At 71.9% G+C, this 25,449-nt stretch carries 26 protein-coding genes; 14 read left to right on the top strand and 12 right to left on the bottom strand.

Translation table 11 applies throughout. The annotated features are described in order from the left end of the window. Positions 1-43: 43 nt before the first annotated feature. Both OHA84_RS34145 and OHA84_RS34140 read right to left on the bottom strand, forming a co-directional pair. A complete protein-coding gene (locus OHA84_RS34145; RefSeq protein WP_266967928.1) occupies positions 44-673 on the bottom strand; it encodes a nucleoside/nucleotide kinase family protein in 630 nt (209 codons plus the stop codon). Between the two features lie 157 nt (positions 674-830). Further along, on the bottom strand, positions 831-1,175 hold the full coding sequence (locus OHA84_RS34140; RefSeq protein WP_266967929.1) for a DUF5713 family protein: 345 nt from the start codon (positions 1,173-1,175) through the stop codon (positions 831-833). Between the two features lie 270 nt (positions 1,176-1,445). Between OHA84_RS34140 and OHA84_RS34135 the strand changes: the two genes are divergently transcribed. After that, a complete protein-coding gene (locus OHA84_RS34135; protein ID WP_266967930.1) occupies positions 1,446-1,877 on the top strand; it encodes an SRPBCC family protein in 432 nt (143 codons plus the stop codon). A 218-nt stretch (positions 1,878-2,095) separates the two neighbouring features. Further along, positions 2,096-2,362 (top strand): hypothetical protein, encoded by a 267-nt coding sequence (locus OHA84_RS34130; RefSeq protein WP_266967932.1) that lies wholly within the window; start codon positions 2,096-2,098, stop codon positions 2,360-2,362. Between the two features lie 102 nt (positions 2,363-2,464). Here OHA84_RS34130 and OHA84_RS34125 read toward each other — a convergent pair whose 3' ends face one another. Genes OHA84_RS34125 through OHA84_RS34115 form a run of 3 tightly spaced genes read right to left on the bottom strand, consistent with a single transcriptional unit; the run spans position 2,465 to position 4,211 of the window. Then, complete coding sequence (locus OHA84_RS34125) at positions 2,465-2,596, bottom strand: hypothetical protein (protein WP_266967934.1); 132 nt, start codon at positions 2,594-2,596, stop codon at positions 2,465-2,467. Next, positions 2,593-3,534 carry a pyridoxamine 5'-phosphate oxidase family protein gene (locus tag OHA84_RS34120; RefSeq protein WP_266967936.1) on the bottom strand — a complete coding sequence of 314 codons (942 nt, stop codon included), beginning with the start codon at positions 3,532-3,534 and terminating at the stop codon, positions 2,593-2,595. Before OHA84_RS34120 ends, OHA84_RS34125 begins: the two co-directional genes overlap by 4 nt. Next, positions 3,531-4,211, bottom strand: coding sequence for a hemerythrin domain-containing protein (locus OHA84_RS34115; RefSeq protein ID WP_266967938.1), 681 nt, complete (start codon positions 4,209-4,211; stop codon positions 3,531-3,533). The genes OHA84_RS34120 and OHA84_RS34115 overlap by 4 nt, the downstream gene beginning before the upstream one ends. Positions 4,212-4,398: 187 nt before the next feature. Between OHA84_RS34115 and OHA84_RS34110 the strand changes: the two genes are divergently transcribed. The 3 genes from OHA84_RS34110 to OHA84_RS34100 all read left to right on the top strand — a co-directional run bounded on the left by OHA84_RS34110 (position 4,399) and on the right by OHA84_RS34100 (position 9,405). Continuing rightward, complete coding sequence (locus OHA84_RS34110; RefSeq protein ID WP_266967940.1) at positions 4,399-7,779, top strand: BTAD domain-containing putative transcriptional regulator; 3,381 nt, start codon at positions 4,399-4,401, stop codon at positions 7,777-7,779. 521 nt (positions 7,780-8,300) lie between these two features. Continuing rightward, the gene (locus tag OHA84_RS34105) at positions 8,301-8,708 is read left to right on the top strand and encodes a pyridoxamine 5'-phosphate oxidase family protein (protein ID WP_266967942.1); all 408 of its coding nucleotides are present in this window, start codon (positions 8,301-8,303) and stop codon (positions 8,706-8,708) included. 106 nt (positions 8,709-8,814) lie between these two features. After that, the gene (locus OHA84_RS34100) at positions 8,815-9,405 is read left to right on the top strand and encodes a DUF4291 domain-containing protein (RefSeq protein WP_266967944.1); all 591 of its coding nucleotides are present in this window, start codon (positions 8,815-8,817) and stop codon (positions 9,403-9,405) included. 38 nt (positions 9,406-9,443) lie between these two features. Here the strand turns inward: OHA84_RS34100 and OHA84_RS34095 are convergent, their stop codons facing one another. Continuing rightward, on the bottom strand, positions 9,444-10,028 hold the full coding sequence (locus tag OHA84_RS34095) for a peroxiredoxin-like family protein (RefSeq protein ID WP_266967946.1): 585 nt from the start codon (positions 10,026-10,028) through the stop codon (positions 9,444-9,446). An 84-nt stretch (positions 10,029-10,112) separates the two neighbouring features. On the opposite strand from OHA84_RS34095, the gene OHA84_RS34090 reads away from it, so the two are divergent. Continuing rightward, the gene (locus OHA84_RS34090) at positions 10,113-10,724 is read left to right on the top strand and encodes a TetR/AcrR family transcriptional regulator (protein ID WP_266967948.1); all 612 of its coding nucleotides are present in this window, start codon (positions 10,113-10,115) and stop codon (positions 10,722-10,724) included. Positions 10,725-10,810: 86 nt separating this feature from the next. Here OHA84_RS34090 and OHA84_RS34085 read toward each other — a convergent pair whose 3' ends face one another. Next, entirely contained in the window at positions 10,811-12,925 is a 2,115-nt protein-coding gene (locus OHA84_RS34085; RefSeq protein WP_266967949.1) for a SpoIIE family protein phosphatase, read from the bottom strand. Between the two features lie 247 nt (positions 12,926-13,172). Continuing rightward, positions 13,173-14,630 (bottom strand): PepSY-associated TM helix domain-containing protein, encoded by a 1,458-nt coding sequence (locus tag OHA84_RS34080; RefSeq protein ID WP_371591532.1) that lies wholly within the window; start codon positions 14,628-14,630, stop codon positions 13,173-13,175. A 479-nt stretch (positions 14,631-15,109) separates the two neighbouring features. On the opposite strand from OHA84_RS34080, the gene OHA84_RS34075 reads away from it, so the two are divergent. Further along, complete coding sequence (locus tag OHA84_RS34075) at positions 15,110-15,499, top strand: hypothetical protein (protein WP_266967951.1); 390 nt, start codon at positions 15,110-15,112, stop codon at positions 15,497-15,499. A gap of 27 nt (positions 15,500-15,526) precedes the next feature. Here the strand turns inward: OHA84_RS34075 and OHA84_RS34070 are convergent, their stop codons facing one another. The 3 genes from OHA84_RS34070 to OHA84_RS34060 all read right to left on the bottom strand — a co-directional run bounded on the left by OHA84_RS34070 (position 15,527) and on the right by OHA84_RS34060 (position 17,368). Beyond that, positions 15,527-16,438: a SigB/SigF/SigG family RNA polymerase sigma factor gene (locus OHA84_RS34070; protein ID WP_266967953.1), complete on the bottom strand. Its 912-nt coding sequence runs from the start codon at positions 16,436-16,438 to the stop codon at positions 15,527-15,529. 159 nt (positions 16,439-16,597) lie between these two features. Further along, positions 16,598-16,951 carry a PRC-barrel domain-containing protein gene (locus tag OHA84_RS34065; RefSeq protein WP_266952624.1) on the bottom strand — a complete coding sequence of 118 codons (354 nt, stop codon included), beginning with the start codon at positions 16,949-16,951 and terminating at the stop codon, positions 16,598-16,600. 255 nt (positions 16,952-17,206) lie between these two features. Further along, on the bottom strand, positions 17,207-17,368 hold the full coding sequence (locus OHA84_RS34060) for a hypothetical protein (protein WP_053676175.1): 162 nt from the start codon (positions 17,366-17,368) through the stop codon (positions 17,207-17,209). Positions 17,369-17,655: 287 nt separating this feature from the next. Here OHA84_RS34060 and OHA84_RS34055 point away from each other — a divergent pair, with 287 nt between their 5' ends. From OHA84_RS34055 to OHA84_RS34045, 3 genes are all read left to right on the top strand, one after another. Continuing rightward, positions 17,656-18,069 (top strand): ATP-binding protein, encoded by a 414-nt coding sequence (locus OHA84_RS34055; protein ID WP_266967955.1) that lies wholly within the window; start codon positions 17,656-17,658, stop codon positions 18,067-18,069. 262 nt (positions 18,070-18,331) lie between these two features. Beyond that, a complete protein-coding gene (locus tag OHA84_RS34050; protein ID WP_266967957.1) occupies positions 18,332-18,643 on the top strand; it encodes an STAS domain-containing protein in 312 nt (103 codons plus the stop codon). A 275-nt stretch (positions 18,644-18,918) separates the two neighbouring features. After that, positions 18,919-19,461 (top strand): TspO/MBR family protein, encoded by a 543-nt coding sequence (locus OHA84_RS34045; RefSeq protein ID WP_266967959.1) that lies wholly within the window; start codon positions 18,919-18,921, stop codon positions 19,459-19,461. A 165-nt stretch (positions 19,462-19,626) separates the two neighbouring features. Here the strand turns inward: OHA84_RS34045 and OHA84_RS34040 are convergent, their stop codons facing one another. Beyond that, on the bottom strand, positions 19,627-20,148 hold the full coding sequence (locus OHA84_RS34040) for a nuclear transport factor 2 family protein (protein ID WP_266967961.1): 522 nt from the start codon (positions 20,146-20,148) through the stop codon (positions 19,627-19,629). A gap of 556 nt (positions 20,149-20,704) precedes the next feature. Between OHA84_RS34040 and OHA84_RS34035 the strand changes: the two genes are divergently transcribed. Genes OHA84_RS34035 through OHA84_RS34020 form a run of 4 tightly spaced genes read left to right on the top strand, consistent with a single transcriptional unit; the run spans position 20,705 to position 25,356 of the window. Continuing rightward, entirely contained in the window at positions 20,705-21,499 is a 795-nt protein-coding gene (locus OHA84_RS34035; RefSeq protein WP_371591615.1) for an SDR family oxidoreductase, read from the top strand. 7 nt (positions 21,500-21,506) lie between these two features. After that, a complete protein-coding gene (locus OHA84_RS34030; RefSeq protein WP_266967965.1) occupies positions 21,507-22,880 on the top strand; it encodes an NAD(P)/FAD-dependent oxidoreductase in 1,374 nt (457 codons plus the stop codon). After that, positions 22,877-24,340, top strand: a complete 1,464-nt coding sequence (locus OHA84_RS34025; RefSeq protein WP_266967967.1) for a cytochrome ubiquinol oxidase subunit I — start codon at positions 22,877-22,879, stop codon at positions 24,338-24,340. The genes OHA84_RS34030 and OHA84_RS34025 overlap by 4 nt, the downstream gene beginning before the upstream one ends. Further along, entirely contained in the window at positions 24,337-25,356 is a 1,020-nt protein-coding gene (locus OHA84_RS34020) for a cytochrome d ubiquinol oxidase subunit II (RefSeq protein ID WP_266967969.1), read from the top strand. The genes OHA84_RS34025 and OHA84_RS34020 overlap by 4 nt, the downstream gene beginning before the upstream one ends. Positions 25,357-25,449: the final 93 nt, after the last annotated feature.

Here is a 25,449-nt window from a genome sequence, read left to right as displayed (position 1 = left end):
TAAGGGGTCCTGGCCGTGAGAGCCCGGCCTCACGGGCCGGGCGTCACTCCACCACCAGGTCCGCCCGGGCCCGCCCCGGGGCGATCAGCCGGGCGTTCGCCTCGTCGGAACGCGAGACCCATTCCGTGGCGGCCTCCGGCTCCCTGCCGTGGCGAACGTGGCGGTCGACGAGCCGCCGGACACGCAGCGCGTCGTCCGGGGCGAGGAACCAGGCCTCGTCGAGGAGCGGCCGTACCGCCGCCCACTCCCCCGCCCCGTACAGCAGGTAGTTCCCCTCGGTGACGACCAGGGGTACGGAGGCGTCCACCCGGATGCTCCCGGCGATCGGTTCCTCCAGCGACCGGTCGAAGGCCGGGGCGTAGACCGCGCCGCCCCCGGGTGACCGCAGCCGGCCCAGCAGCGCCGTGTATCCGACGGCGTCGAAGGTGTCCGGGGCGCCCTTGCGGCCGGCCCGGCCCAGGCGCTCCAACTCGGCCTGGGCCAGGTGGAACCCGTCCATCGGCACCACCACGGCCTGCCCGGGTCCCAGGGTCAGGGCGAGGCGCTCGGCGAGGGTGGACTTCCCCGCGCCGGGCGGCCCGGCGATTCCCAGGATCCGCCTGTCCCCCGACGCCGCGAGCCTGCGCGCCCGCCCCTCCAGCTCCGTGAATTCCATGGCCTCATCCTGCGCCATGGCGCGCCCGGCACCGCGGCGTCCGGGCAGGGGTCCGGTGAGCGGCTCGCGCGGCCGCCTTCCCGCTCGGCTCGGGCTCCCGGTCGCGGAGCGCCGGCAGGGCTCTGCCCGGTCTCGATGAGGGAGCCCGTCGACGCCGCCGCGGACTCACGGCCGCTCACCAATCGCGGGTGGCGATCAGCTTCTCGACGTCCGCGTCCGCGAAGCCGTAGGCCGAAGCGATGTACCAGAAGTCCCCGGCGATCTCCTCGCGCGCGACGGTCTCGATCGCGCTTCCCGCCTTCTCGAGCTCCGTCTCCAGCTCGTTGAACTCCTCCGTGGCCGCGTGGGTGAGGGCGTAGAGGGCGGTCAGGTCCGACGGCTTCTCGGCCTCGATCCGCTCGCACAGTCTCAGCAGAATCTCCCTGCCCAGATCGAGAACGTGGTTCGGGAAGTAGGTGTCCGCGTACAGCGGCCGGAGGAAGGCTCGGTTGATGATCTGCTGGTTGGTGAGCTGCGGCATGAGGCTTCCGTCCCGTGACATGTCGTTGACGTGCGGTGGGTCCGATCCTCGCGCACCCCACTGACAGTTCGGCTGTGAGGCGCCCAGGCGCCGACCGGGGCGTGAGGCCTCCCGCGCGCACGCCCCTCTCACAGGCCACGGCCGCTGCTCCGCCGGCTCGCTCACTCGTGCACGTACCTGCATCCGAGGCGGCTTCCTCGGGGGAAGGAAGAAGTACACCCCGAAGCAGAGGTGCCGGTTCCGGTCGGTTCCACGAGAGGAAGTTCCGCCGTGGTCTTCGTAGAGCGCTCGTTCACGATCCCCAGGCCCCAAGCGGTCCTGATCGACTATCTGAAGGACTTCGGCCGGGCGCGGGAGTGGGACCCCGGCACCAAGACCTGCGAACGCCTCGACGACGGGCCCGTGCGGGTCGGCTCCACCTGGAGCAACGTGTCCGAGTTCCGTGGACGGGAGACCCGGCTCACGTACCAGCTGGTCCGCCTGGACGAGGACCGCCTGACCTTCGTCGGCGACAACTCGACGGTCACCACGACCGACGACCTCCTGCTGACCACCGTCCCGGGCGGGACGGCGCTCACCTACCGGGCCCGATTGGACTTCAAAGGGCTGTTCAAGCTCGCCGCTCCGTTCCTCGGAAAGGAGTTCAACCGTCTCGCGGACGAGGTGGAGCGAGTCATGCCGCAGGTCCTCGCGAACCTCTGACGGAGCAGTGTGGATTCCCCCCTGGTTCCGCCGTCGTACCGCGCCTTCCTCGTCGGCCACCGACGAGCGGCTGCACCCGACACGCCGGACACGCGCCCTCCCCCTGCCGGCCCTCGTCGGCGGTCGCCTCGCCGCAGTCGGAGTACTCCTGCGGCCGGATCCGGTGCCGCCGCCCCTTCGAGGGCATTCCCGCGGTCACGGACGGCCACAATGGAGCCATGAGCGAGCACCGCTTCACCCCTGACCAGTCCGGCACCGGCTGCGCCCCGAGCCCCGCCCTCCGGCCTCGGTACCGCCACAACCTCCGGTACGAGAACCCGGCCGGCAAGGCCTGGACCAGCCCCGAGGGGCACACCCTGCGCACTCCGTCCGAGCTCACCGTCGTCACGTGTGCCTGCGGCCTCGCCACCGACGCGCTCCCGAGCGACGACGCGCGGCTCGTCTACGAGGAACACCGGAACACCATCCGCGACGAGTCCGCGTGAAAGGCGAACCCGCCGCGCCAGGGCGGGGGCGGCGCTGCCGCCCCGCGGACCGACCGCGGACCGACCGCGGACCTTGGCACCCTGGTTGAACCGGGTCAGGGGTCAGTGGTGCGGTGAGCGCATCACCCGCCCCATCCGGGCATCGCCCACCGATGCCGGACGGGGGCGGTGCCGTCCGGCGAGCCGGCGGACGCCCGTGAGCGCGGTGACGAGGTGGGCCATCAGGGCGCTCACGTGGTCCGCTCCCCGTGCACGGCGGACCTTGCGAGGCCACGGAACCCGTCCCACCGCACCTTCGGCCGGCCCAGACCCCGACGCTCCAGGTAGCGGTCGGTGGCCCGCTTGGTGTGGCGCAGGACGCGAAGCGCGTCGGTCGCCCGCCCCGAGCCCATCGGTTCCACGACGGCCGCCGGGACGAGGATCCAGCCGTCCGTGGTCCGCCGCAGGTCCCCTCGGACGGATGCGTTGTACATGCGGTTGAGCCGCTCGTCGTGACGGTGCACCAGCAGCGTGGCCGGGCCCCGTTGGACGGCGCAGTCGGACGGCACCTCGACCAGGTATCCGGCCGGGGTGGGCCTCGGCCGGGTCCGGGCGAGCAGCGGTGCCCCCGACGCGTCCCGGGCGGCCAGTACCGCCGTGGGGAAGCGGCTCAGCTGCGCGGCTCCGGGCAGCGCTTCCGTCCCGGTCACGGCCGCCGGCGCGCCCGGTTCGAACAGCGTGGCCAGTGGCGGCCGTACGAGTACGCGCTCGGGTTCGACGGTGATGTGGAGCCGCAGATAGTACCAGTGCATCAGGGGCCGCAGGGCAGGCGAGAGGTACGCACGGCTGTGGGGCTGGCGCTCGAAGAGCCTCTGCCAGTACGCCTCGGCTCCTTCCGGGCCGGTCATGATCTCCTCGGGGCACTCGGCCCTGCCGGCGACGAAGAGCTGCGGGGCGGGGTCGAGTCCGCTGCCCGTGGGGTCCGAGAAGAGCAGCGCGACCCGGGCGTCGCGGCGCACGTTCAGCGCCTTCTGCGCGAACGCGAGGGAGGTGGTCAGCAGGAGGGTTCCGTCCTCGCGCCGTGCCACCGCCGTGGGCCAGGCCTGCGGGGTCCCGTTCCTGCCGAGGGTGACGAACTCGCAGGTCCGGTAGGCGTCCAGGGCGTCGAGGGGGGCGGAGTCGAGTACGGTCATCGTCCCGTCCCGCCGTCCAGCGGGGCCCGCAGCGCGCGGCAGGAGGCGGCGTACCGCCGGCGTCCGACCGCCTTCCACAACAGTCGCCCGATGAGTGGGGCCCTACCCAGGAAGTACGCCTGTTCCCGCGGGGTCGCGTCCTCGAGGAGCGCGCCGAGCGCGAGCATGAGCTTGTTCCTGGGGACGGTCTCCAGGCCGCGTCGTCCGACCGCGTCCCACTCGGCGACGGTGAGGTGGTCGGCCACCAGGGGCAGGATCGTCCGCTCCTCGTCGTCGAGGTGTTCCAGCAGGGCCGAGTGGTGCTCGTCCAGGGCCTGCGCGAGATCCTCCCCCGCCTCGCGGTCGACGGTCCGCAGCCACCCGGGTACGCGATCGGTGACAGCGGCCAGGCTCCGGTCGATCCGGGAGTGCTGCTCCTCCATCCGCGCGATCAGTTCCTCGTCCGCCGCGCGCTCGCGCAGCAGCGGCCAGATCGTCTCGTCCTCGACGGTGTGGTGGTGGTGCAGCCCGGTCATGTACTCGGCCACGTGGGTTGCGATCTGGGTGGCACGGGTGGTCTCGCCGTCCGGGACGGCTCGGACCAGGCGCGGAAGCAGGGCCGACTCACGACGGAAGACTCGGTGGACCACGACCATTTCGTGGGTGTGGGGACGTTCGGAGGTAGTGCTGGGGGACACGCCGGGTTGCTCCGTGGATCGAATGCGGACGGTGGATGTGACCAAGGTGCCTGTTGTCACTTGGTGTTGACTTGGCGTTGACTTGGCGTACCGCCCGACCCCCGTGATCCTCCTCCCCACTCGCCTGACCTGGGCGTTCATCCTTCGTCGACGTAACGTTTTCGCCGCCTCCGGTAGATTTCCGGACGTGCTGCGAATACGAGTGCTGGGCTCCCTGGACGCCGAGACGAGAGGAACGCCGGTCCCCCTGGGAGCACCGCGGCAGCGGGCCGTGCTCGCCTGTCTCCTCGCGGCCCGCGGTGCGGTGGTGTCCGTGGACCGCCTCGCCGAAGACCTGTGGCGCGGCACCCCGCCGGCCAAGGCCACCGTGTCGTTGCACGCCTACGTGTCCAACCTGCGTCGCCTGCTGGAGCCCCGGCGGCCGCCGCGCGCCCCCGCCACCGTCCTGGTCACCTCCGCGCCGGGGTACGCCCTGCACCTCCCCCGGGACGCGGTGGACGCATGGCGCTTCGAGGCACGGCTGGACCGGGCACGGCGTGCCCCGGCCGCGCAGAGACGGGAGTTGCTGGCCGAGGCACTGGCCTGGTGGCGGGGCCCGGCCTTCCAGGAGTACGCCGACGAGGCGTGGGCCCTGCCCGAAGCGGCGCGCCTGGCGAACCTTCGGGCGGACGCCCGCGAGTTGGCCGTCGCGGCCGACCTCCGCACCGGGCACACCGCGGAGGCGGCTTCGGCCGCCGAGGCGCTGGTGGGCGAGCACCCCCTGCGGGAGGAGGGCTGGCGCCTGCTGGCGCTCGCCCACTGGGCCTGCGGGCGGCGCGCCGACGCACTCGCCGCCCTGCGCCGCGCCAAGGCGGTGCTGCGCGATGAGCTGGGTTGTGATCCCTCTCCCGCCCTGGTCGGGCTGGAGCACGCCCTCCTCGACCAGCGGATGGAGGTACTGCACGCCCACGCGCCCGAGCGGCCGCCCGCAGGGGCCGTGGCGGAGCCGCCGCGGGTGATCGGCCCGCCCGCGCAGGACCCCGACCCCGCGCCCGCCGGGCGGCCGGCCCTGTTCCTCGGCCGGAGCGAGGAACTCGGCGCCGCCGACACGGCGGCGCTGGCCGCCCGTGGCACCGGCGGCATGCTGCTGGTCACCGGCGAGGCGGGAGCCGGGAAGTCGGCGTTCCTCGCCCGGTTCGCGGACCGGCTGCGGGGCGAGGGCTGGACGGTGGTGATCGGCCGCTGCCCCGAGCACGAGGGCGCGCCGCCGGCGTGGGCCTGGGTGGAGGCACTCGGCGCCCTGGCGCGCGAGGTACCTCCCGCGCACTCGGGGGAACTCGCCGTGCTCCTGCACCAGCCGGAGGGAACGGCCGCGACCACGCGGGACGAGGCGACCGCCGACCGCTTCCGTACGCACCGCGCGTTCACGGCGTGGCTTGCCGCCGCCTCCACCGGGCGACCGCTCGCCGTGCTGCTCGAAGACCTGCACCGGGCCGACGGGGAGACGTTGGCCCTGCTCGAAGCGGCGGCGGCGGTCACCGGAGTGCCCCTGTTCACCGTTGCCTGCTACCGCCCCGCCGAGGTGACCGGCCGGCTGGTCACCAGCCTCGCCCGGCTCGCCGGCCGCCTTCCGCACCGGATCTCGCTCGGCGGGCTCCCGGCGCGCGACGTCGCGACCGTCGTCGACGCCGTCTGCCGCGAGCCCGTGGACAGGGCCACGGTCGACACGATCACCGCGCGGACCGGCGGCAACCCGTTCTACGTCTGGGAGAGCGCACGGCTGCTCGACCGCGAAGGCGCTCTGGTGGCGCTCTCCGAGGTCCCCCAGGGTGTCCGGGACGTTCTGCGCAGGCGATTGGCGCTGCTTCCCGAAGCCGGGCTGGCCGTCGTGCGCCTCGTCGCCGTCGTCGGCCTGGAGACCGATGTCGCCCTGCTGGTCGAGGCGGCCGATGCCGACGAGGAGACCGTGCTCGAAGGGCTCGACGCCGCACTCGCCGCGGACCTGCTGACCGAGCCGGCGCCCGGCCGGGTCGGCTTCGTGCACGCCCTGGTCCGCGACACCGTCTACACCGACCTGTCCGGCGTACGACGATCGCGCCTGCACGACCGTATCGCCCGGACGCTGCACCGCCACCGGCCCGAGGACCTGGCCGCGCTCGCCCACCACTTCGCCCGCTCGGGCAGGGTCGCGAACGCCCCGCTGGCCGTCGACTACGCCCTGCGCGCCGCAGAGCTGGCGGAACTCAGATACGCGCACGACGTGGCGGTCGGTCTGATCGCGCAGGCGCTGGACGTGCACGGCGCGGCCACCGCCGATCCGTACGCGGACCCCGACGTCACCCTCGCGCTCCTGATGCGTCTGCTCGGCGCGCAGGTCCGCGCCGGCGCCACGGACGCCGCCCGGCACACCCGTCAACGGGCGGTGGATCTCGCGGTACGGGCCAACCGCGACGACCTGGTCGCCGCGGTCTACGGAGCCTGGACCGAGCCCTCGCCGTGGCGCAGTCGGCTGGCGGGCCTCTTCGACCGGACCGCGCTGGCCCGCCTGGAGCGGCTCGCCCGGGACCCCGCCCTGAACGGGGCGACCCGCGCCCGCGTGCTCCAGGTCCTCGCGGACGCGGTGGCGGGCGAGGACGCGCCGCGCGCCCGCGATGCGGACGACGTGCAGTTGGCCCTGGCCCGTTCCATCGGCGAACCGCGGCTGCTCGCCTCGGCCTTGATGACCTCGGCCAAGTTGCCGCCGCATGAGCTGAAGAGCGCGGCCCGCCCACCTCTCGTCGCCGAACTGCGCGAGCTGGCCGAGGACCACGACCTGCCCGCCCACCGTTGGGTGTGCGAACACCTCGACGCCATGACGGCCGCCGCCCGCAACGATCCCGCCGCGGTCCACCGACACACGACCGAGGGCCTGGACCTCGCGCACCGTTACGGAATGCTGTGGGCGCGGGGCATCAACGCCACCACCCGTGCCATGCTGGCCGCCATCGCGGGACGGTTCACGGAGGCGGAGGAGCGGTACGCGCAGGCGGACGAACTGTTCCAGCGGGTCGGGGCGCACCACGCGACGGGCCCGCGCACGCTCGGCCTGTGGACCATCCGCTTCACCCAGGGGCGGACAGCCGACATCGAGCGCAGCGTCCGCGAGGTACACGAGGCCGTCGGCGCGCCCGTCGCGGTGGCACACTCGCTGGTCCTGGCTCGCCGGGGACGGCTGGACGAGGCACGGGAGGTTCGTTTCCCCCCGCGACCGGTGACGGACCACCTCTACGGTGTCGAACTCGACTACCGCAGCGAACTCGCGGTCCTGCACGCCGATACCGAGGCCGCCGGCATGCTGATCGAGCACCTGCTGCCGATGCGCGACCAGTTCGGCGGCGCGGCCAACGCGGCCTACGCCACCCGCCCCCTCGCCCACCCGCTGGGTGACCTCCACCGCCTCCTCGGCGATCCCCGGGCGGCGGCCGATGCCTACGCCCTCGCCGAACGTGTCGCCCACGCCTGGAACGCTCCGCACCACGCGACGGCCGCCCGCCACGCCGCGGCCGACCTGGCGGCGGACCACCGCCGGCGCCGGACCTTCGCCGTGTGACACGGCGCCCGGGTGTCGGGGCGAGGCACGGGCCGGGCGCCCTCTGCGAAGGCCCTGGGCGTGGCCACCGATCGTCAGCTCGACTTCGTCTCCCGCCGGGGTGAACTCCCGGATCCTCCAGGTGCGGTCGTCGATGGGGTTGCCGGCGCCGGTGGTGTGCGCCGGGACCGCGAGAATGGGGCCCGCCGGGTCCTGCGTACGCAGTTCCGCCTCGGTGACCGCGTCGCTTCGATCGGTCCGGTGGAGGGCTGGGGCATGACGGGCTCCGGGATCCGGGGGCGACGGGCCCTGCGCAGTGTGCCGGGCGCGGGCGGCCGAGCCGCGGCACTCCACGGCAGGGCTGCCGCGCTGTCACCCGGTCGGAGCCGCGCATCGGCCCCGAGGACACGGGTCGGCCGGGCCGGGTCCCGTGGCGGTGTCGGTGGTGATCGCGGCGATGGCCGCTTCCCTCGCCGGAACGGAGACGGCGAGGTCCCGCCGGTCCTCGGGGGCGGCGGTCAGGGAGGGGGTGGCGCGGTACGGTGGAACGGCTCGTCGCGGAGCGGGACGTATGGGTGTCGACAGCCCACCCCGATCACGGGCCGCACCAGGTGCCGTTGTGGTTCGCCTGGGACGGCCAGGCGGTGTGGATGTGCACCGCCGCGACTTCCGCGACCGCGCGGAACGTTCGCAGGGAACCACGGGTGCGCTTGTCACTGCCGGACACCTTCGACGTGTTGCTGCTCCAGGGTGAGGCGGAGTGGTTCACCGACCAGGACGTGCCCGCAGACGCGGCCGACGCGTTCACCGGCAAGTTCGGGTGGGACCCGCGGACGGAGAACGAGTCTTGTCTGTATGTGCGCGTGACGCCCAGGACCGTGCGTGCCTGGCGAGGCGAGGCGGAACTGCGCGGCAGGGTGCTCATGCGCGAGGGAACCTGGCTGGGGTAACCCGGCTCCATCGACCGCACGCGGAGGAGCGGAGGAGGGGCGCGGCCCGCCGCCCCGGGGGGAAATCCGCCGGCCGGAGGCCGTACGCGCCAGGCATCCTGGGGGCATGCACGACGTTCCGAACCGCCAGATCCGCGCGGCACACACCGCCGACACCGTCACCGTCTACCAGGCGTACTCCCCCCTGTTGGGGGTTCCGGCCGCCCGCGAGGGACGATTCCCGCCGGCCTGGAAGCGGGAACGGATGACGTGGATCAAGCCGTCGTTCCTGTGGATGATGTACCGCTGCGGCTGGGGCGGCAAGACCGACCAGGAGACGGTCCTGGCCGTCGAGATCACCCGCGAGGGGTTCGACCGCGCGCTGCGCCACGCCTGCCTCTCGCACCACGAACACGGCACCCATCCCGACGTGGCGACCTGGAAGCGGGCCCTGCGGGAGAGCTCCGCCCGCGTCCAGTGGGACCCGGAACGCGACCTGCACCTGAACCCGCTGCGCCACCGCTCGCTCCAACTGGGTCTGTCCGGGCCCCTCTCGCGCGCGTACGCCGACGAGTGGACGGTCGCCATCCGCGACGTCACCCCGCAGGTCCGGGAGATCCACGGCCTGGTCCGAGCCGGCGAGGACGCGGCGGCGCGGGCCCTCATTCCGGCGGAGACCCCCTACCCGGCGGGCCCACTGCCCCACCTCGGTGCGTAATCGATCCGCCCGATCAACACCCCTGCCCCAAGGGCCCCTTACGCGGTGCCCACCGCGTCTCGGTCGTCGCCCGCCCGGGTGGCGAGTTCCAACAGTTCGTCCACCGTCCACTGGTCGTAGACGTGTTCCCCGTACTTGGCCGCGAGCACCCGTCCGTCCGGGCCGATGAGCAGGTCCGCAGGCAACCCGAGGCGGCCACCGGCCGGACGCGGCGACGGCAGGTGCTCCCGGCCGCGCAGGACGGCGAAGGACGCACGGGTCAGGGAGCGCAGCACCGGCCACCAGGCTCGCGGGTCCAGGAGCGAGCGCGGCGAGGCTTCGACGCCGAACTCCCGATACAGCCGCTGCTCCGGGTCGGCGATCACCGCGAAGGGGAAGTCGGCCACGTGCGGCAGGAGTTCATGGACGGGCGAGTGGAAGAGCACCACCTCGCGGATCCCGGCGGCCTCGATCTCCTCGTGCCGCCGGACGATCGAGCGCAGGTGGAGGTGGCAGACGGGGCATCCGGCGAAGCGCCGGAACTGCAGGTGGACGAGCCGCCCGGGCTCCGGCGGCAGAGCGACCCGCTCCCCGGAGACGGCCGTGAGGCGGTGGGCGTCCACGGTGGAACCGGGTTCGAGCATGGGAAACCCCTCCCTCGACAGGCGTAGGCGTATGCCGTACGCCTACATATCAGCGTAGGTGTATCCCGTACGCTGTCAACCGTCATGCCACGTCCCCGCTCGCTCACTCCGGACCAGGCGGCCGCCGCCGCACTCGCCGTCATCGACCGCGACGGTCTCCCCGGCCTGTCCATGCGCGCCGTCGCCGCCGAACTCGACATGAGCACCATGGCCCTGTACCGGTACGTCCGCGACCGCGAGGAACTCGAAGCCCTCGTCGTCGAACTCGTCCTCAGCGGCGTCGACAGCACTCCCCCGCCGCCCGCCGACGCCTGGCACGACCGGATCACCGTCCTCGTCACCCGGCTGCGCGACACCGTCGCCGCCCACCCGGCGGTCCTGCCGCTCACCCCCACCCACCGACACCGCTCCCCGAGCGTGCTGCGCTGGTCCGAGACGGTGCTCGGGGTACTGGGTGAAGCGGGCATCCAGGCCGAGGACCGGGTCATCGCCCTGCGGGCGCTCCTCGCCTACGTGGTCGGCGCGATCCAGCAGGAACACCTCGGCCCCCTCGCGGGCGCGGGCACCGCCGCCATCGCCGCGCTCCCCGAAGACGATTTCCCGCACATGACCGCGACCGCTCGTGACGCCCGCTCCCTCACTCCCGACCGCGAGTTCCGCGGCGGCCTGGACCTCCTCCTGCGCGGGCTGGCGTGAATCGCGTCCGTAGGGCGGCCCCATGGGCGGGAGTTCTGCGCGTGCACCCGGTGGCGGCCCGGAACTGCGTTCATGTCCTGCCGGGGTCAGGGCGTCAGGTCCTGTTCGGTCCAGACGGTCTTTCCTCCGGGGGTGTGGCGGGTGCCCCAGCGCTGGGCGAGCTGGGCGACGATGAACAGTCCGCGGCCGCCTTCGTCGATGGCGCGGGCGTGGCGCAGGTGGGGGCTGGTGGTGCTCGTGTCGTGGACTTCGCAGGTGAGGGTGCGGTCCTTGATGAGGCGTAGCCGCAGGGGCGGGTTGCCGTGGCGGAGAGCGTTGGTGACCAGTTCGCTGACGATCAGTTCGGTGGCGGCCGCCGTGTCGTCGTCCACGTTCCAGCCCTTGAGCGTGCGGCGTGTGTGCCCGCGGGCGGCGGCAGCCTCGGTGAACTCGTCGGCCAGGTCCCAGGTGGCCGTGGCGTGGGTGGGGAAGGCGTGGGTGCGGGCGAGCAGGAGTACCGCGTCACCGTCGCGGCTGCCGGGCCCCAGTGCGTACAGGGCTTCGTCGCACAGATCCTGCAGGGATCGGCCCGGATGGGCGAGGACATCGCCGAGAAGGCCCGGGCCGGTGGCGTCCCCCGTTTCGGCTTGGGCCGTGGTGAGGAGCCCGGGGGTGTAGAGGGCGAGGGTGGTGCCCTCGTCGAGTGCGACGGTCGTGGTGGCGAAGGGCCAGCCTTCGCCGCCCAGTGCGGGCCCGATGGCCGGCTCCACCGTGTCGGTGCCGCCGTCGGGACGGACGATCAGCGGTGGCGTCGGTTGGCCGGCGCACGCGAACGTACAGGTGCGGGCGAAGGGGTCGTAGACCGCGTAGAGACAGCTCGCGGAGAGCGGCTGTTCGTACATCGGGTCACCGGTCGGTTGGGCCGCGCGTTCCGCCGCCAGGAAGCGGGCCGTGTCATTGAGGCGGGCGAGGAGCTCGTCCGGTTCCAGGTCCAACGCGGCCAGCGAGTGGATGACGGTGCGCAACTGTCCCATGGTGGTCGCGGTGTGAATGCCGTGTCCGGCGACGTTGCCCACGACCAGGGCGGTGCGCGCGCCCGACAGGGGGATCGCGTCGAACCAGCCGCCGCCCCCGTTGTCACCGGGAACGTGCAGGTGGGCCGTTTCGACGGTGCTCTGCCCCATGGGATGGCGCGGCAGCAGATGGCGTTGGACCGTGGCCGCGATGGTGTGCTCGCGGGTGTATCGGCGGGCGTTGTCGATGCAGAGGGCGGTATGGGCGCTCACCTGCCGCAGGAGATCGAGATCGCCCTTGTCGAAGGGATCGGACCCGTCGGTGCGATAGAGGCTCACCAGGCCCAGAACCCTGCCCCGCAGGGCCAGAGGGGCCACGAGCAGGCTGTGGGCTCCCGCGGAACGAATGGCGCCCGCCCTCTTGGGGTCGGCCCCCAGCCACGGGCTGTCATCGCCCAGGGAAACGATCCGGGGCCTGAGGTCGATCAGGGTCTGACTGTAGGGAGTGGGGTTGCCCAGACTCCGCACGTCGCCCACGGGGTGGGCCTGAGCCTGTCGGCGTTCGCCACGTGCCTGGAAGGCGGCGCGGCGCAGCGGCACGTCCTGGGCGAGCGGGCCCGTCGGGGGCTCCTCACCGCGCACCACCGCCTCCACCACCTCCACCACGGCGATGTCGGCGAAGGCCGGCACCAGGGCGTCTGCCAGCTCCTGACAGGTGGCGATGACGTCGAGGGTCTGCCCCACGCGCTCACGAACCCCGTCGAGGACCCCCAGTCGGGCCCGCGCCTCCTGCGGTTCCGTGACGTCGACCGCCGCGACCGCCACCCCCAGAATCGTTCCCCGCTCGTCGCTGAGTCGGAAGACGGAAACCGAGCGCGTCCTCTCCCGTCCCTGATCCGGGTCCAGCCGCGAACGCACCAGGTGCTCTCGCACCGGCACTCCGGTCTTCAACACACCGCGGATCATCTGCGTCACCTCCCCGATCGCGGTCAGGCCGGGGAAGACATCGGTGAAGGGACGCCCCAGCAGTCCCTCGACGGGAACGCCGTGCATGGTCCGCGTGGCGGTGTTGATCCGCACCAGCCTCAGCTCCGTGTCCAGGACGTGGAGCCCTACCGGTGACTGGGTGAACAGGGCGTCCAGCACCGCCAGGTCCACGTCCCCGGGAACACTCCGCCGTGCTTGACGGGACGGATCCTCGTGCGTCACCGCGATCACCTCCGCACCCAGCCTGCCCGACCGGCGTACCGGTGGCCCTCCGCAGAGCCGTCAAGTAGCTCAATCAGCTCCGCCCGAGCCGCGGCCGACCCAGGGCCCCGAAAGCACCCGCCACTCCCCCGGCTCCGACATCCGGGCATCCGGGAGCAGAGCGAGGCCGCTCTGAACCGAACGAGGTCCCGGCAGCGGTGCGCCGCCGGGGCCCGTCCGGTGAGCGGACCGCCGATGGACGGTCTCGTCAGGGTGTCGGCCGGGCGGTCCGTACCCGGCGGACCAGGCCCACCGCCAGGTCGCCCAGCATGAAGGCGAGCAGTGTCACTCCCAGCACCGGCATCGCCCAACCCAGGGCGGCCACCAGCGGAACTCCCACCACCAGCACGGGAATCGGCAGGCGGCGCCACGTGCCGCGGACCGGGGCTCGGCCCAGGGCGGCCTTGCCGTCCGCGCGGGTGGGTCGGCGCTGCCACCACATGCGGTAGCCCCACACGATCACCAGAACCAGACCGAGCGCGATGACGGCCAGCACGATCTGGTTGAGGACGCCGAACAGGACACCCATGTGCCCCTGCACGCCGAGCTTGCTGAGCTTCGCCGGCAGCGGATAGTCGGCCCACCGGCTGTGCGAGGTGACCTTGCCCGTACCGGCGTCCACCGCGACCTGGTCGTAGTGCACCGGCCAGACGTTGTCCTTCTGCGCCACGACCCAGGCGCTGGAGGCGTCCGCCGCGGGCTTCACCTCGACGGTGCCGCCCAGCCCGGCGTCCCGGGCCGCGGCGAGTGCCGCTTCGAAAGCGGCCGGATCCGGCTCCGCGCTCTTCTCGCTGCCGGGATCGCCGCCGTGGCCGGCGTGTTCCCCGCCTTCGCCCCCGGCCGGCGGTCGGGTCCCGGGCAGCGTCGTGTCGAGTTCGGGGGCGTGCCCCTTGGTGGCGTCGAGCAGTTGCCCGAAACGCTCGCCCGCGTAGTGGGACCAGGTCAGGCCGGTGGCGCTGAGGAAGAACAGGCCGAGCGCGAGCCAGACGCCGGTGGCGGCGTGGAAGCCGCGGGTGCGGCGCACTCCGCGTGCGGCCCGGTCCGGGAGCAGCACGCCACGGGTGGACCGGGCACGTTGTCCCCGGCTGCGACCGATCCACAGCACGAGGCCGCCGGCGACGACCACCCAGAGCCAGCTGGCCGCGACTTCGGAGTAGAGGCGGCCCGTCTCGCCGAGGTGCAGGTTGCGGTGCAGGTCGTCGAGCCAGGTGGTCAGCGGCGTCGACCCGAACCAGGTGGTGAGTTCGCCTTGGACCTTCGCGGTGTAGGGGTCGACGAAGACGGTGCGCTGCTTCTCGCCCAGCTCGGGCAGGGACAGCACGACGCGTGTGGTGTTTTCGGGTTCCGCCGGGGTGGTGACGGAAGCGAGCGAGCCCTCCGGGTGCGCGGCACGCGCCGCGGCGATCTGCGCGGACAGCGGTCGGGCCTGCTCGCCGACCTCCTCGACCTGGAGCCGGCTGCCGTAGACGAGCTGGTCGAGCTGCGGGGTGAAGGTGTAGATCAGCCCGGTGAGGGCCGCGACGAGCAGGAAGGGGGCGACGAACACCCCGGCGTAGAAGTGCATCCTCACCAACAGGGCGCGCACGCCCTGCCGGGAACGCCCGGGGGACGGATCCTGCGCCGGCGCTGCCGGTCTGAGCGGTTCGTGATCGGTGGTTGATGTCACGTGCGTTCCCCCATGGGTGCGGCGGTGCCTGAAAGGGTGACGGGATCGGCGGCGAGGCGGGAGCCGCGAGGGTTCCGGACGGATCGGGCGAACCGTGTTCGCCCCCGGTCGCGCCGACCGCCGCGCATGCCCATCACCTCGTGTCCCCGCCGTCGTTCCTGTCCGGATGACGAGGCGCCGGACGCCGGGTCCGGCTGCCTCTCCCCGGTAGTCGGATGGGAAGCCCATCTGGTTTCCGCCACTTTCAGGGAATCGAGAACAGTGAAGGCGCAGGCGGCGCGGGATGCACCCGGAGGCGACTTGGCCGGAAACCGTGCGGGCCGTGTCCAATGGGCGGGTCGGATGGCCGGGGCTGCGTGAGCCGGTGTCCGGAACCCGACCGGACGACGCACGAGCCGAGCGCACGGGCTCGCGTCATCGGACAGGGCCGCTGTCGGAGCGCCCGAAGGGGGCTCGCTCGGTCGGCATACGATTCCGGCATGCTGAGCGAACTCCTGTGGGCGGGCGCCTTCGTGGCGATCATCTGGTGCCTCGTGGCGGCCGTCAGACGCGCGGCCCGCGGTGACCGCTGGATGCTCTGGACCCTGCTTCTGGCCGTGTTGACCGGCATTCAGTACCTCGTGGGCCTGACGCACCTGCTGGTCCTGGACATGGGTGAGATGTGCGAACTCACCCTGCACACGCGCTTCGACCCCGACCATCACGTCGAAACGCTGCTCCCGCTGTCGAAGACCTGCAACGCGGACGTCGATCTCGTCCCCGGATACGTGAACCCCGTCCTCGCCGTCCTCGCCTCCGCGACGCTGGTGGCCGCGGCCGGAACCGCCACGCGCGCGGCACGCCTGCCACACCGTTCCGAAAGGCGTTGACGGCCGAGCCCCCGCACGCCCGCGTTCTCAGTCGGCGAGCATGCCGCTGCGCAGGCGGGCCAGGGTCCGGGAGAGGAGGCGCGATACCTGCATCTGGGAAATGCCGAGTTCGGCGCCGATCTCGGCCTGTGTCAGCTCCTCGGCGAAGCGCATCCGCAGGATCCGTCGGTCGCGTTCGCGGAGCGTCCGCAGGAGTGGGGCGAGGGTGTGGAAGTCCTCGAAACGGTCCATGGCGGGATCGATGTCGCCGACCGTGTCGGCAGGCGCCCGGCTGTCGGTGCCCGCGGCGGACCGCTCCTCTGCGGTGCCGGCGGCGTCGAGGGAAGCGCTGTTGTACGCGTTGGCCGCCACCAGCCCCTCGATGACTTCCCTTTCGGGAAGCCCGAGGTACTCGGCGACTTCCCTCACCGCCGGCGCCCTGCCCAGGGCGTCGGTCAGGGCCTCCTGGCACCTGGCGAGTTCGGCGCGCAGTTCCCGGAGGCGGCGCGGGACGTGTACGGCCCAGGTCGTGTCACGGAAGTACCGTTTGATCTCGCCCGTGATGAAGGGCAGGGCGAGGGTGGAGAACTCCACGTGCCGGCCCGGGTCGAAGCGGTCGACGGCCTTGATGAGGCCGATGGTGCCGACCTGGATGAGATCCTCGATCTCGACGCATCCGTTGGCCTGGGCGCGAAAGGGCCCTGCCGCGTAGCGGACCAGCGAGACATTCATCTGGATGAGGGTGTTGCGGGCGTAGTGGTACTCGTGTGTTCCCTCCTCCGACGACCTCAGCCGGATCAGGAACAGACGTGACAGCTCACGCGCGTCGGCGGGCGCCACCTGGAGGGGCTCGTCGATCCGGGGCAGGCTCCCTTCCGACCGGATGACCTGGCACGCGCGCCGATCCGGGGCCTCCCTGGCCGTCTCGCGCCGAGAGTCGACGGCCGGGGGGTGAGGCATGAGAGCTGTCCTCCCGAACGAATGGTTGCCTGGAGCCGGGTTCCTGGAGCCGCGTGCCCGCGCTGTTCCCGGTTACACCGGGCAGCAGGACGTCATGACGCGGGGCGGGGGCGGCAGCCGTCCGGCTGCCGCCCCCGCCCCGGGGTGTGCGCGCGTCGGTCAGACGCGGTGCGGCCCGTCGTAGTAGCCGCCCACCTGACGGTGGTAGTCCGCGTTGCCGAGGTGCTTGTCCTTGTCGAACTCCGGAGCGTTCTTGATCTGCTCCTTCGTACGGTCGACATGGATCCTCTCGTCGTCCGCGTCGATCCGAACGACCGTCCCGGCCGGCAGCAGCACTTCCTTGCCGAAGATCCACGGACCGGTGTCCACCACGATGTACGCCGACCCGACCTCGTCGGAATGCTTGTCGACCTTGCCGATGGAGCCGTCCGTCGCCTCGACCTTGTAGCCCGTCAGATCCGCACCGGCCAGACGACCGGACGTCTCGCGGTAACCCCACACATTCTCAGTCATACGAAGAACTCCCTCACCACTCGAAATCAACGGAGGCTTTCTCCCGGCACATTCACCACCGGCAAGGCGCCTTCCGCCACCACGCCGCCTGCCCCCGACCACCGCACCCACACACCCGAAACACTCTTTTCTCGATTGACCCGAAAGAGCAGCCCACACACCCGCGAGCGACAAAGCGCCCCCTCAACACGACGGTGGGGCCCGCCCCCGGAAGGACGGACCCCACCACGCGTTCACCACAGACGGAACACCCGTCTACCAGCGGTACCAGCGGCCACTCCCACCCTTCGGACGGGCCACGAACCCGACGAGCCACAGCACCAACACCGCGATGGCGACCCACCAAAGGATCTTCACCGCGAAACCGGCACCGAAAAGAATCAAAGCGAGCAGAAGAACAAGAAGCAGGGGAACCATGATTATCAACCTCCGAACGGTCGAATGCCCCCACACCCCCAAGCCATGCGCCCCGGATTTACCTGTTTCTTATCACCGCAGGCGGGCAACCGGATGGGCCGCGTGGTGCGACCCGGGACAGGCGCGGTGGGTGCGATCCCCGTGGACGAGCTCGCACGCCGGCACTTGGAGAGTTCGGGACTTCACCGTCATGGTCGTCTCACGGAGGACATCCGATAGCCACGCTCCGGCGGGGTAGGCGCGGAGAGCGGCGACCGCACAGAGGTCCTCGCGGAACGGAGAGTGCCATGCAGAGTCCGATCACGTCCGAGAGCCGTACCGGCAGTTCGGCGCAGTACACCGGCCGGCCTCTCCGTCCCGACCAGGCGCGTGATGCCGCATCGGAGTTCCTCACCTCTCTCGACCCGCCGACGGCCGAGAGCACCGCCCAGAACGTACTCCTTCTCGTCTCCGAGCTGGTCACGAACGCGCTTCGGCACGCCGGCGCGGTGACTTCGCTGAAGCTGCGCGCCGACCACCTCCGCATCCAGGTGACCGTCGAGGATCCCAACCCCGCCCACCCCCGGGGCCGCGCCCCCGACTGGACGGGCCTTGCCGGCGGCTTCGGCTGGCCCATGATCGAGCGTCTCGCCCAGAGCCTGACCATCGTCCCGGCGCGCCCCGGCGGGGGGAAAGCGATCATTGCCGCTCTCGCCCGCTGAGCCTCCCCGCTTCGCCGGCGGTACGCCTGCGGCCTGGCGGCCGGCGCTCCCGCCCCGGACGACGGGTCGCCCCGAAGGCCTCGCACAGCCAACCCGACCAGGCCATTAATCGTTGCTGCGCACCCACATCTTTTCTCCTTTCGCCAGGTTAGCTTTTCCCTCGGGTGAAGGTACCCTTTTGTGTAGTGCCCGCCCGGGCCGGAGGCTGCCCAGGCAGCCGAGTCGAGGTTCACGATGGCCGTACGAGAATCGAGGAGGAGCTGTGGGAGAGGCGACGTGGGTGCGTACGCTGCCCGACCTTGACGGCACTCGCGTGATCGTGTGCTCGGGCGAATTGGACTCCGCCACCACGGGACCCCTGCGGGAGGCCCTGAGGGAGGCCGAGCACGACGGGATCCACAAGACGGTCGTCGACCTGGCCGCGGTGTCCTTCGCCGATTCCGCCCTGCTGAACACCCTGGTACAGGCGTACCGCCGACAACGCCTCATCGTCGTCGGCCCCTGCCGCCCCCAGGTCGCCAGGCTCTTCCAGATCACCGGTACCCACACCCTCCTCGACCCGGCTCGCGATTGAGTCGGCTCTCCCCTCGGCCGCGATGCGCCGAGCGGCAGGCTCGGGATTCGGGGCGTCCGGCACGTTCCGGCGGGCGAATCGGGGCCGTATGCCTACTCTCGCCCATGCAGATTTTCCCATGCTTGAGCATGAGGAAATCGATCCGACGCAGGGGCCGCTGCCCGATGCCGGGTATCGCGCCCCCCTTCCCGGAAGGGGTGCGGGGCGCCCCGGGCGCGCGACTCGCGCTCAGGCGAATCCGGTAGCCGTGCCGGGACGGAAGAGGAGGTGTGCACGTGGCAGTCCGTCGAAACCACCGGGAGTCCGCCGTGGCAGCATCCGCGACACCGACACCGACACGACGGCGAGGGGTCGGGGCCTGGGCGGCCCTCGCCGCGTTCCTCGCCGTGACCTACTGCGTCGCGGCTCTGGGCGCGCTCGCGTCCGCCGACGCGGGCGAGGTGTACGGATCACTGGAACGACCGGACTGGGCGCCACCCGCCTGGCTTTTCGGTCCCGTCTGGAGCGTCCTGTACACCGCGATCGCGCTGGCGGCCTGGCTGGTGTGGCGCCATCCGGACCGCTCCCGCGCGAGGACCGCCCTCGTATGGTGGTCCGCGCAGTTGCTCCTCAACCTGGCCTGGACACCCCTGTTCTTCGGCGCGCGCGAGTACGGACTCGCCCTGCTGGACATCGGCCTGCTGTTGGCCGCTCTCACGATCACCCTGGTCCTCTTCCGGCGGCTGAGCCGCGCGGCGGCGCTCCTGCTGACCCCCTACCTCCTGTGGGTGGCGTTCGCGACCGCCCTCAATGCGGCCATCTGGCATCTCAACACCTGAGCTCGATCCGCGGAACAGAAGCCGCCCGGCAGGCCATACCGCCTTGAGGGTGCGCTGGATGGCCGCCCCCGTCCGTGGGGGTGTGCCCCCTCCAGGGAGCGGAGAGGACACACCGGGTACCAAGAGCCACCCAAGAGCCACCGGACAACGGGCCTCCGCGGCCGGTCAGTTGCCGGGCGGGGTCCAGTCCGCGGGCAGGCCGGACTGGGCGAGGACGGTACCGAGGCTGTAGTGGTCCTCGTCGGAGGTGATCCGGCAGCGGTTCCCGTCGAGGTCGAGGAGGGTGGTCATCGGCACCGCGAAGGGCTTGGGTGCGCCCTTGAGGTGGCCGGAGTAGACGGCGTCGACGGTGACGCGGTCGCCCTCGCGACGGGTGGCGCGCACGGTGACGTGGACGTTGTCGATGAGGCTGTCGGCACGGGCCTTCCACCCGGCGATCTCCTGACGGCCGCGGAAGGTGACGCCCACCGCCAGGTCCGTGTAGGTGCCGTCGCCGGTGAACAGGGCGCCGAGCGCCTGCGGGTCGGTGCCGTTCCAGGCGCGGGCCCACTCCGTGACGATCCTCGGCGGCCGCCGGTCGGCACCTGCGGGGTGGGCGGCGTGGGCGGTGGTGGCGGTCGTGGCGCAGAGGGCCGCGGCGGCGACCAGCACGGTCGTGGCGCGGGACGGGCGGGTGGTCGAGGTCATGGTGGTGCTCCTTGGGACGTGGGTGGGGTCTGGGTGTGGGGCGCGGCCGGTGGTGGCCCGCCACGAACCGACCGCGGTGGGCGGTCGGGAAGGTGTGTCGGGGCCGGACGGCGCTGCCGGTGAGGGCGGCGGGCCCCGGCCGGCACCGGGCCGCGGGGTCCCGGACGAGCGGAGGAGCCGTTCCCGGCCGAGAGCGTCGGCGGGCGGGGGCCGTCCCTTCCGCTGTGTGCGTGGAACGTTCATGGGGCACAGACTCGGGCCGGGCCGTGTCCACATTCCAGGCCTGACCGGGGCGGGGAGTGTCCAACGCCGTCCGCGCTCGTCCACCCGTCGCTTGTGAAGGCGTGCGCGCCGTGCCGGTCCGCACGCGACCGCCGGGCCAGGGCTCTGGTTGCACCGTTCGAGGGGAGATCGCCCCCCGAACGGCCGAGGGGGGCGAGCCGCTCCCGATCGCGCGGGAGCCGCCGAGAAGGGTGGGCCGGTACCTGTGTGCGGCCAAGGACGGGAGAGATCAGTGACCTCAGCTGTGGACAAGGGGCGGGAGCGGGGGCCGCAGATCGTCAGAGGGCAGAAGGCCCTGGTGACCGGCGCGAACTCGGGCATCGGCAAGGCGACCGCGATCCGTCTGGGCCAGGCGGGCGCCGATGTCGTCGTGAACTACGTCTTCGGGCCGGAAACGGCGGAGGAAGTGGTCGAGGAGATCAAGTCGTTCGGGGTGCGGGCGTACGCGCACCAGGCGGACGTCTCCCAGGAGGACCAGGTCGTCGCGATGGTCGACCGCATGGTCGAGGAGTTCGGCACCATCGACATCATGGTGGCCAATGCGGGGCTGCAGCGCGACGCCCCCGTCACCGAGATGACCCTCGCCCAATGGCAGAAGGTACTGGACGTCAACCTCACGGGGCAGTTCCTCTGCGCCCGGGAGGCGGCCAAGGAGTTCATCCGTCGGGGCGTCGTACCGGAGGTCTCCCGCTCGGCCGGGAAGATCGTCTGCATGAGTTCGGTGCATCAGATCATCCCGTGGTCCGGCCACGTGAACTACGCCTCCTCCAAGGGTGGCGTGCTGATGCTGATGCAGACGTTGGCGCAGGAACTCGCGCCCAGCGGTATCCGGGTCAACGCGGTCGCGCCCGGCGCGATCCGCACACCCATCAACCGCAGCGCCTGGGACACGCCCGAGGCCGAGGCGGATCTCCTGCGCCTGGTTCCCTACCGGCGCGTGGGCGACCCCGAGGACATCGCCAACGCCGTGACGGTCCTGGCCTCCGATCTGATGGACTACGTCGTCGGCACCACCCTCTACGTCGACGGCGGAATGACGCTCTTCCCCGGCTTCGCCACCGGAGGCTGACCCGACCGTGGACGACCACGTCACACACCGCCGGGTGGTCATCCTCGGCGGCGGCTTCGCCGGCCTGTTCGCCGTACGGGCCCTGCGCAGCGCCCCCGTGGAGGTGACCCTCGTCGACCGCTGCGCCCACCACCTCTTCCAGCCGCTCCTGTACCAGTGCGCCTCGGGCATCCTCTCCGAGGGCCAGATCGCCCAACCGTTGCGGGCCGTCCTGCGCCGCCATCCCCGGGTCCGTTGTCTCCAGGCGACGGCCGATGACGTGGACGTGGCCCGCCGGGTCGTCCGAGCGACCCGTCCGGACGGCGCCGTGCTCGAACTGCCCTACGACGATCTGATCGTGGGGGTCGGGGTCCGGCAGTCCTACTTCGGGCACGACGAGTTCGCGCCGTTCGCCCCCGGGATGAAGACCCTGAAGGACGCGCTGGCCGTACGGACCAAGATCTACCAGGCGTTCGAGATGGCCGAGGCGAGCACGGACCCGCTGGAGCGCGCGCAGTGGCTCACCTTCGCCCTGGTGGGCGGCGGCCCCACCGGGGTCGAGTTGGCCGGGCAGATCCGGGAGATCGCCGGCCACACGCTGGAGCGGGAGTTCTCCACCATCGACCCCGGCCAGGCCCGGGTCCTGCTCTTCGACGGATCGGACGGAGTACTGGGCGCCTTCGGGCCGGTGCTGTCCCGCCGCGCCGCCCGGACCCTGGACGACCTCGGCGTCGAGGTCCACCTCCGGTCGATCGTCACCCAGGTCGACGACAGGGGCCTGACGGTGAGCCGCAAGGACGGCGGCAGCGACCGGGTGGAGGCGCGCACGGTGCTCTGGACCGCCGGGGTCGAGGCGCCGCCGCTGGCGACGGCGCTGGCGCGGGCGACGGGCGCCGAGCAGGACCGGGCGGGCCGCATCCGTGTCCTGCCCGACCTCAGCATCGCCGGCCATCCGGAGATCCGGGTGGTCGGCGACCTGATGAGCCTGGACAAGCTGCCCGGCCTCGCCGAGGTCGCGATGCAGAGCGGTGCCTACGCGGGCCGCCGGATCCGCCACTTCGTCGAGGGCCGGACCCGTGAGCCCCGCCCCTTCCGGTACCTGGACCTCGGCAGTGCGGCGTACATCTCGCGGGGCAGGGCCGTCGTGAAGATGGGCCGTTTCCACGCCTCCGGGCTGATCGGCTGGCTCATCTGGCTGTTCATCCACATCGTCTTCCTCACCGGATTCCGCAGCCGGGCGGGCGCCCTGCTCAGCTGGGCCGTGGTCTTCGCCTCCGGCTCGCGTCGCGAGCGCGCCTTCACCGCGGCGGGCCCGGACGTCACGGCTGCCGCGCCCCATTCCCCGTCCAGCCCACCGGCCGACCCCTCGGTCGCCCGGAACGAGCCACGGAGACCCGTATGAGCACCACGGCACACCTCTTGGCGGATGCCCCCGCGCAACTGCTGCCCGCACGGGAGATGATGGCCTTCACCCTGGCTTCGCACATCCTCCTGGTGCCACTGGGAGTGGCGCTGCCGTTCATCACCCTGGTCATGCACTACCGGGGCCTGCGCACGTCCGACCCGGTGGCGCTGCTGCTGGCCCGTCGCTGGTCCGCGGTGATGGCCGTCCAGTTCGCCATCGGCATCATCACCGGCACCGTGCTGTCCTTCGAGTTCGGGCTGCTCTGGCCGGGCATGATGGGCCGGTGGGGCGATGTCTTCGGTCTCGGCTTCGGGATCGAGGCGTGGGCCTTCTTCCTGGAGGCGATCCTGATCGCCATCTACCTCTACGGCTGGCGCCGCCTGAAGCCGAAGACGCACTTCTGGCTGGGCGTCCCGATGCCGCTGGCGGCGTTGATGGGCGCGTTCGGCATCATCGCCGCCAACTCGTGGATGAACACCCCCCAGGGCTTCACCCTCGACGCCGACGGCCGGCCCGTGAACGTCAGCGTCCAACAGGCCATCTTCACGCCCATGTTCGGCCCGCAGTACTGGCACTTCGTGGTCGCCATGTTCCTCACCGCGGGCTACGTGGTGGCCGGCGTGTACGCGGTCGGCTGGCTGCGCGGACGTCGCGACCGCTATCACCGCCTCGGCTTCACCGTGCCGTTCACCCTCGCCACGATCCTCACCCCCGTGCAGTTCATCCTGGGCGACAACATCGCCCGGCAGGTCTTCCTGAAGCAGCCGATCAAGTTCGCCGCCGCGGAGCTGGTCTGGACGACGGACACCCACGTGCCCGAGTACCTGTTCGGCCGGCTCCAGGAGGACGGCAGCGTCAAGGGCGGGATCAAGATCCCGTGGCTGGACTCCATCCTGGCCGGCTTCAGCCCCGACACGAAGGTCACCGGGCTGAGTTCGGTACCGGCGTCCGACCGCCCCACCGCCACCCAGGCGACCATCGCGCACTGGGCCTTCGACATCATGGCGACCATCGGGAGCGTGCTGATCCTGCTCGCGCTCTGGTACGCCTGGTGCTGGTGGAAACACCGCGACCTGCCGAAGTCGCGGTGGTTCTTCCGGTGCGCGGCCGTGGCCGGCGCCGCGAGCCTCGTGACCGTGGAGTGCGGCTGGATCATGACCGAGGTGGGGCGCCAGCCCTGGATCGTCTACCAGAACATGCGGGTCTCCGAGGCGGTGACCGGTACCCCCGCCTCCTCCCTGTGGATCATGTTCGGCCTCGTCGTCGTGATCTACGTCCTGATCTTCGGCTCATTCCTCGGCGTGCTGCTCAAGATGCGCACCCGTTGGCGGCTCGCGGACGCCGGATCCGCGCGCCTGCTCTCCGACGACCCGGAGACGGACACGCCGTACGGTCCCCGCCCGGAGACGGTCGCCGGCGCACCGGGTACCCGTCGAGACCCCGGGAGCGAACTGTGACCGCGAGCATCGTCGCCTGGATCCTGCTGCTCGTGATCGCCGCCTACGCCTGTGGCGGCGGGGTCGACTACGGCGCCGGCTTCTGGGATCTGTTGGCCGGTGGGGCCGAGCGCGGCAAACGACCCCGCTGGCTGATCGACCATGCCATGGCCCCGGTCTGGGAGGTCAACAACGTCTGGCTGATCTTCGCGTTCATCCTGATGTGGACGGGGTTCCCCGTCTTCTTCCAGACGGTGTTCACCGCGCTCTGGCTCCCCCTTGCACTCGCCGCCATCGGGATGGTCCTGCGCGGCGCCGGGTTCGCGCTGCGCAAGCCCACCCAGGGGCTCGCCGGACGCCGGATCTACGGCGCCATGTTCGCCGTCTCGTCCCTGCTCACGCCGTTCTTCCTGGGCACGGCCATCGGCTCGGTGGCCTCCGGGCGTGTCGCTCCCGGAACCCCTGCCACCGCCCACGCCTGGGCGAACACCACCTCGATCATGGCCGGGCTCGTCGCGGTGGCCTCCACCGCCTTCCTCGGCGCGGTGTTCCTCACCGTGGACGCCCGCCGGTTCGACGCCCCCGACCTGATGGGGTACTTCCGTCTCCGGGCATGGATCGGCTGCGGCGCGCTGTTGATCGTCGGCGTGCTCGGCCTGACCGTGACCGACCCCCATGCCTCGTACGTCCATCACGGACTCACCCACGGCGCCGGGCTCGTCCTCCTGCTGATCGCCGTGGTGGCTCTGGCGGTCACCGCCTGGCTGATCTCCGGCAAGGCGGCGGGGTGGGCGCGGTACTCCTCGGTCGCCGTGGTGGCACTGCTCGTCGCCGCCTGGGGGTTCGCCCAGCGGCCCTACCTGGTGCCCACCTCGCTGACGGTTCAGCAGGGCGCCGGTGCGAGCGCGCCGTTGCAGTGGATGCTCGTCGTGGCGGTCGTCGCCCTGGTGTTCATCGGCCCCGCGCTGGTCGTCCTGTACCGCCTGGACACCCACGGGGTGCTGGAACCCCTCACCGACGAGGACGTGGCGGAGTGACGCTCCGCCGCGTCGAGCGGCCGGGGTCGGTTCGTGTCGGCCGCGGCGTCGTTCGGGTCGCGGGTTAGTCCGGGCCGGCACGGATCCCAGGAG

Source organism: Streptomyces sp. NBC_00513, from assembly GCF_041431415.1.
In the GTDB taxonomy this organism is placed as follows: domain Bacteria; phylum Actinomycetota; class Actinomycetes; order Streptomycetales; family Streptomycetaceae; genus Streptomyces.
Note: the sequence above shows the minus strand (reverse complement) of the source record. Positions and strands in the feature narration are given on the sequence as shown.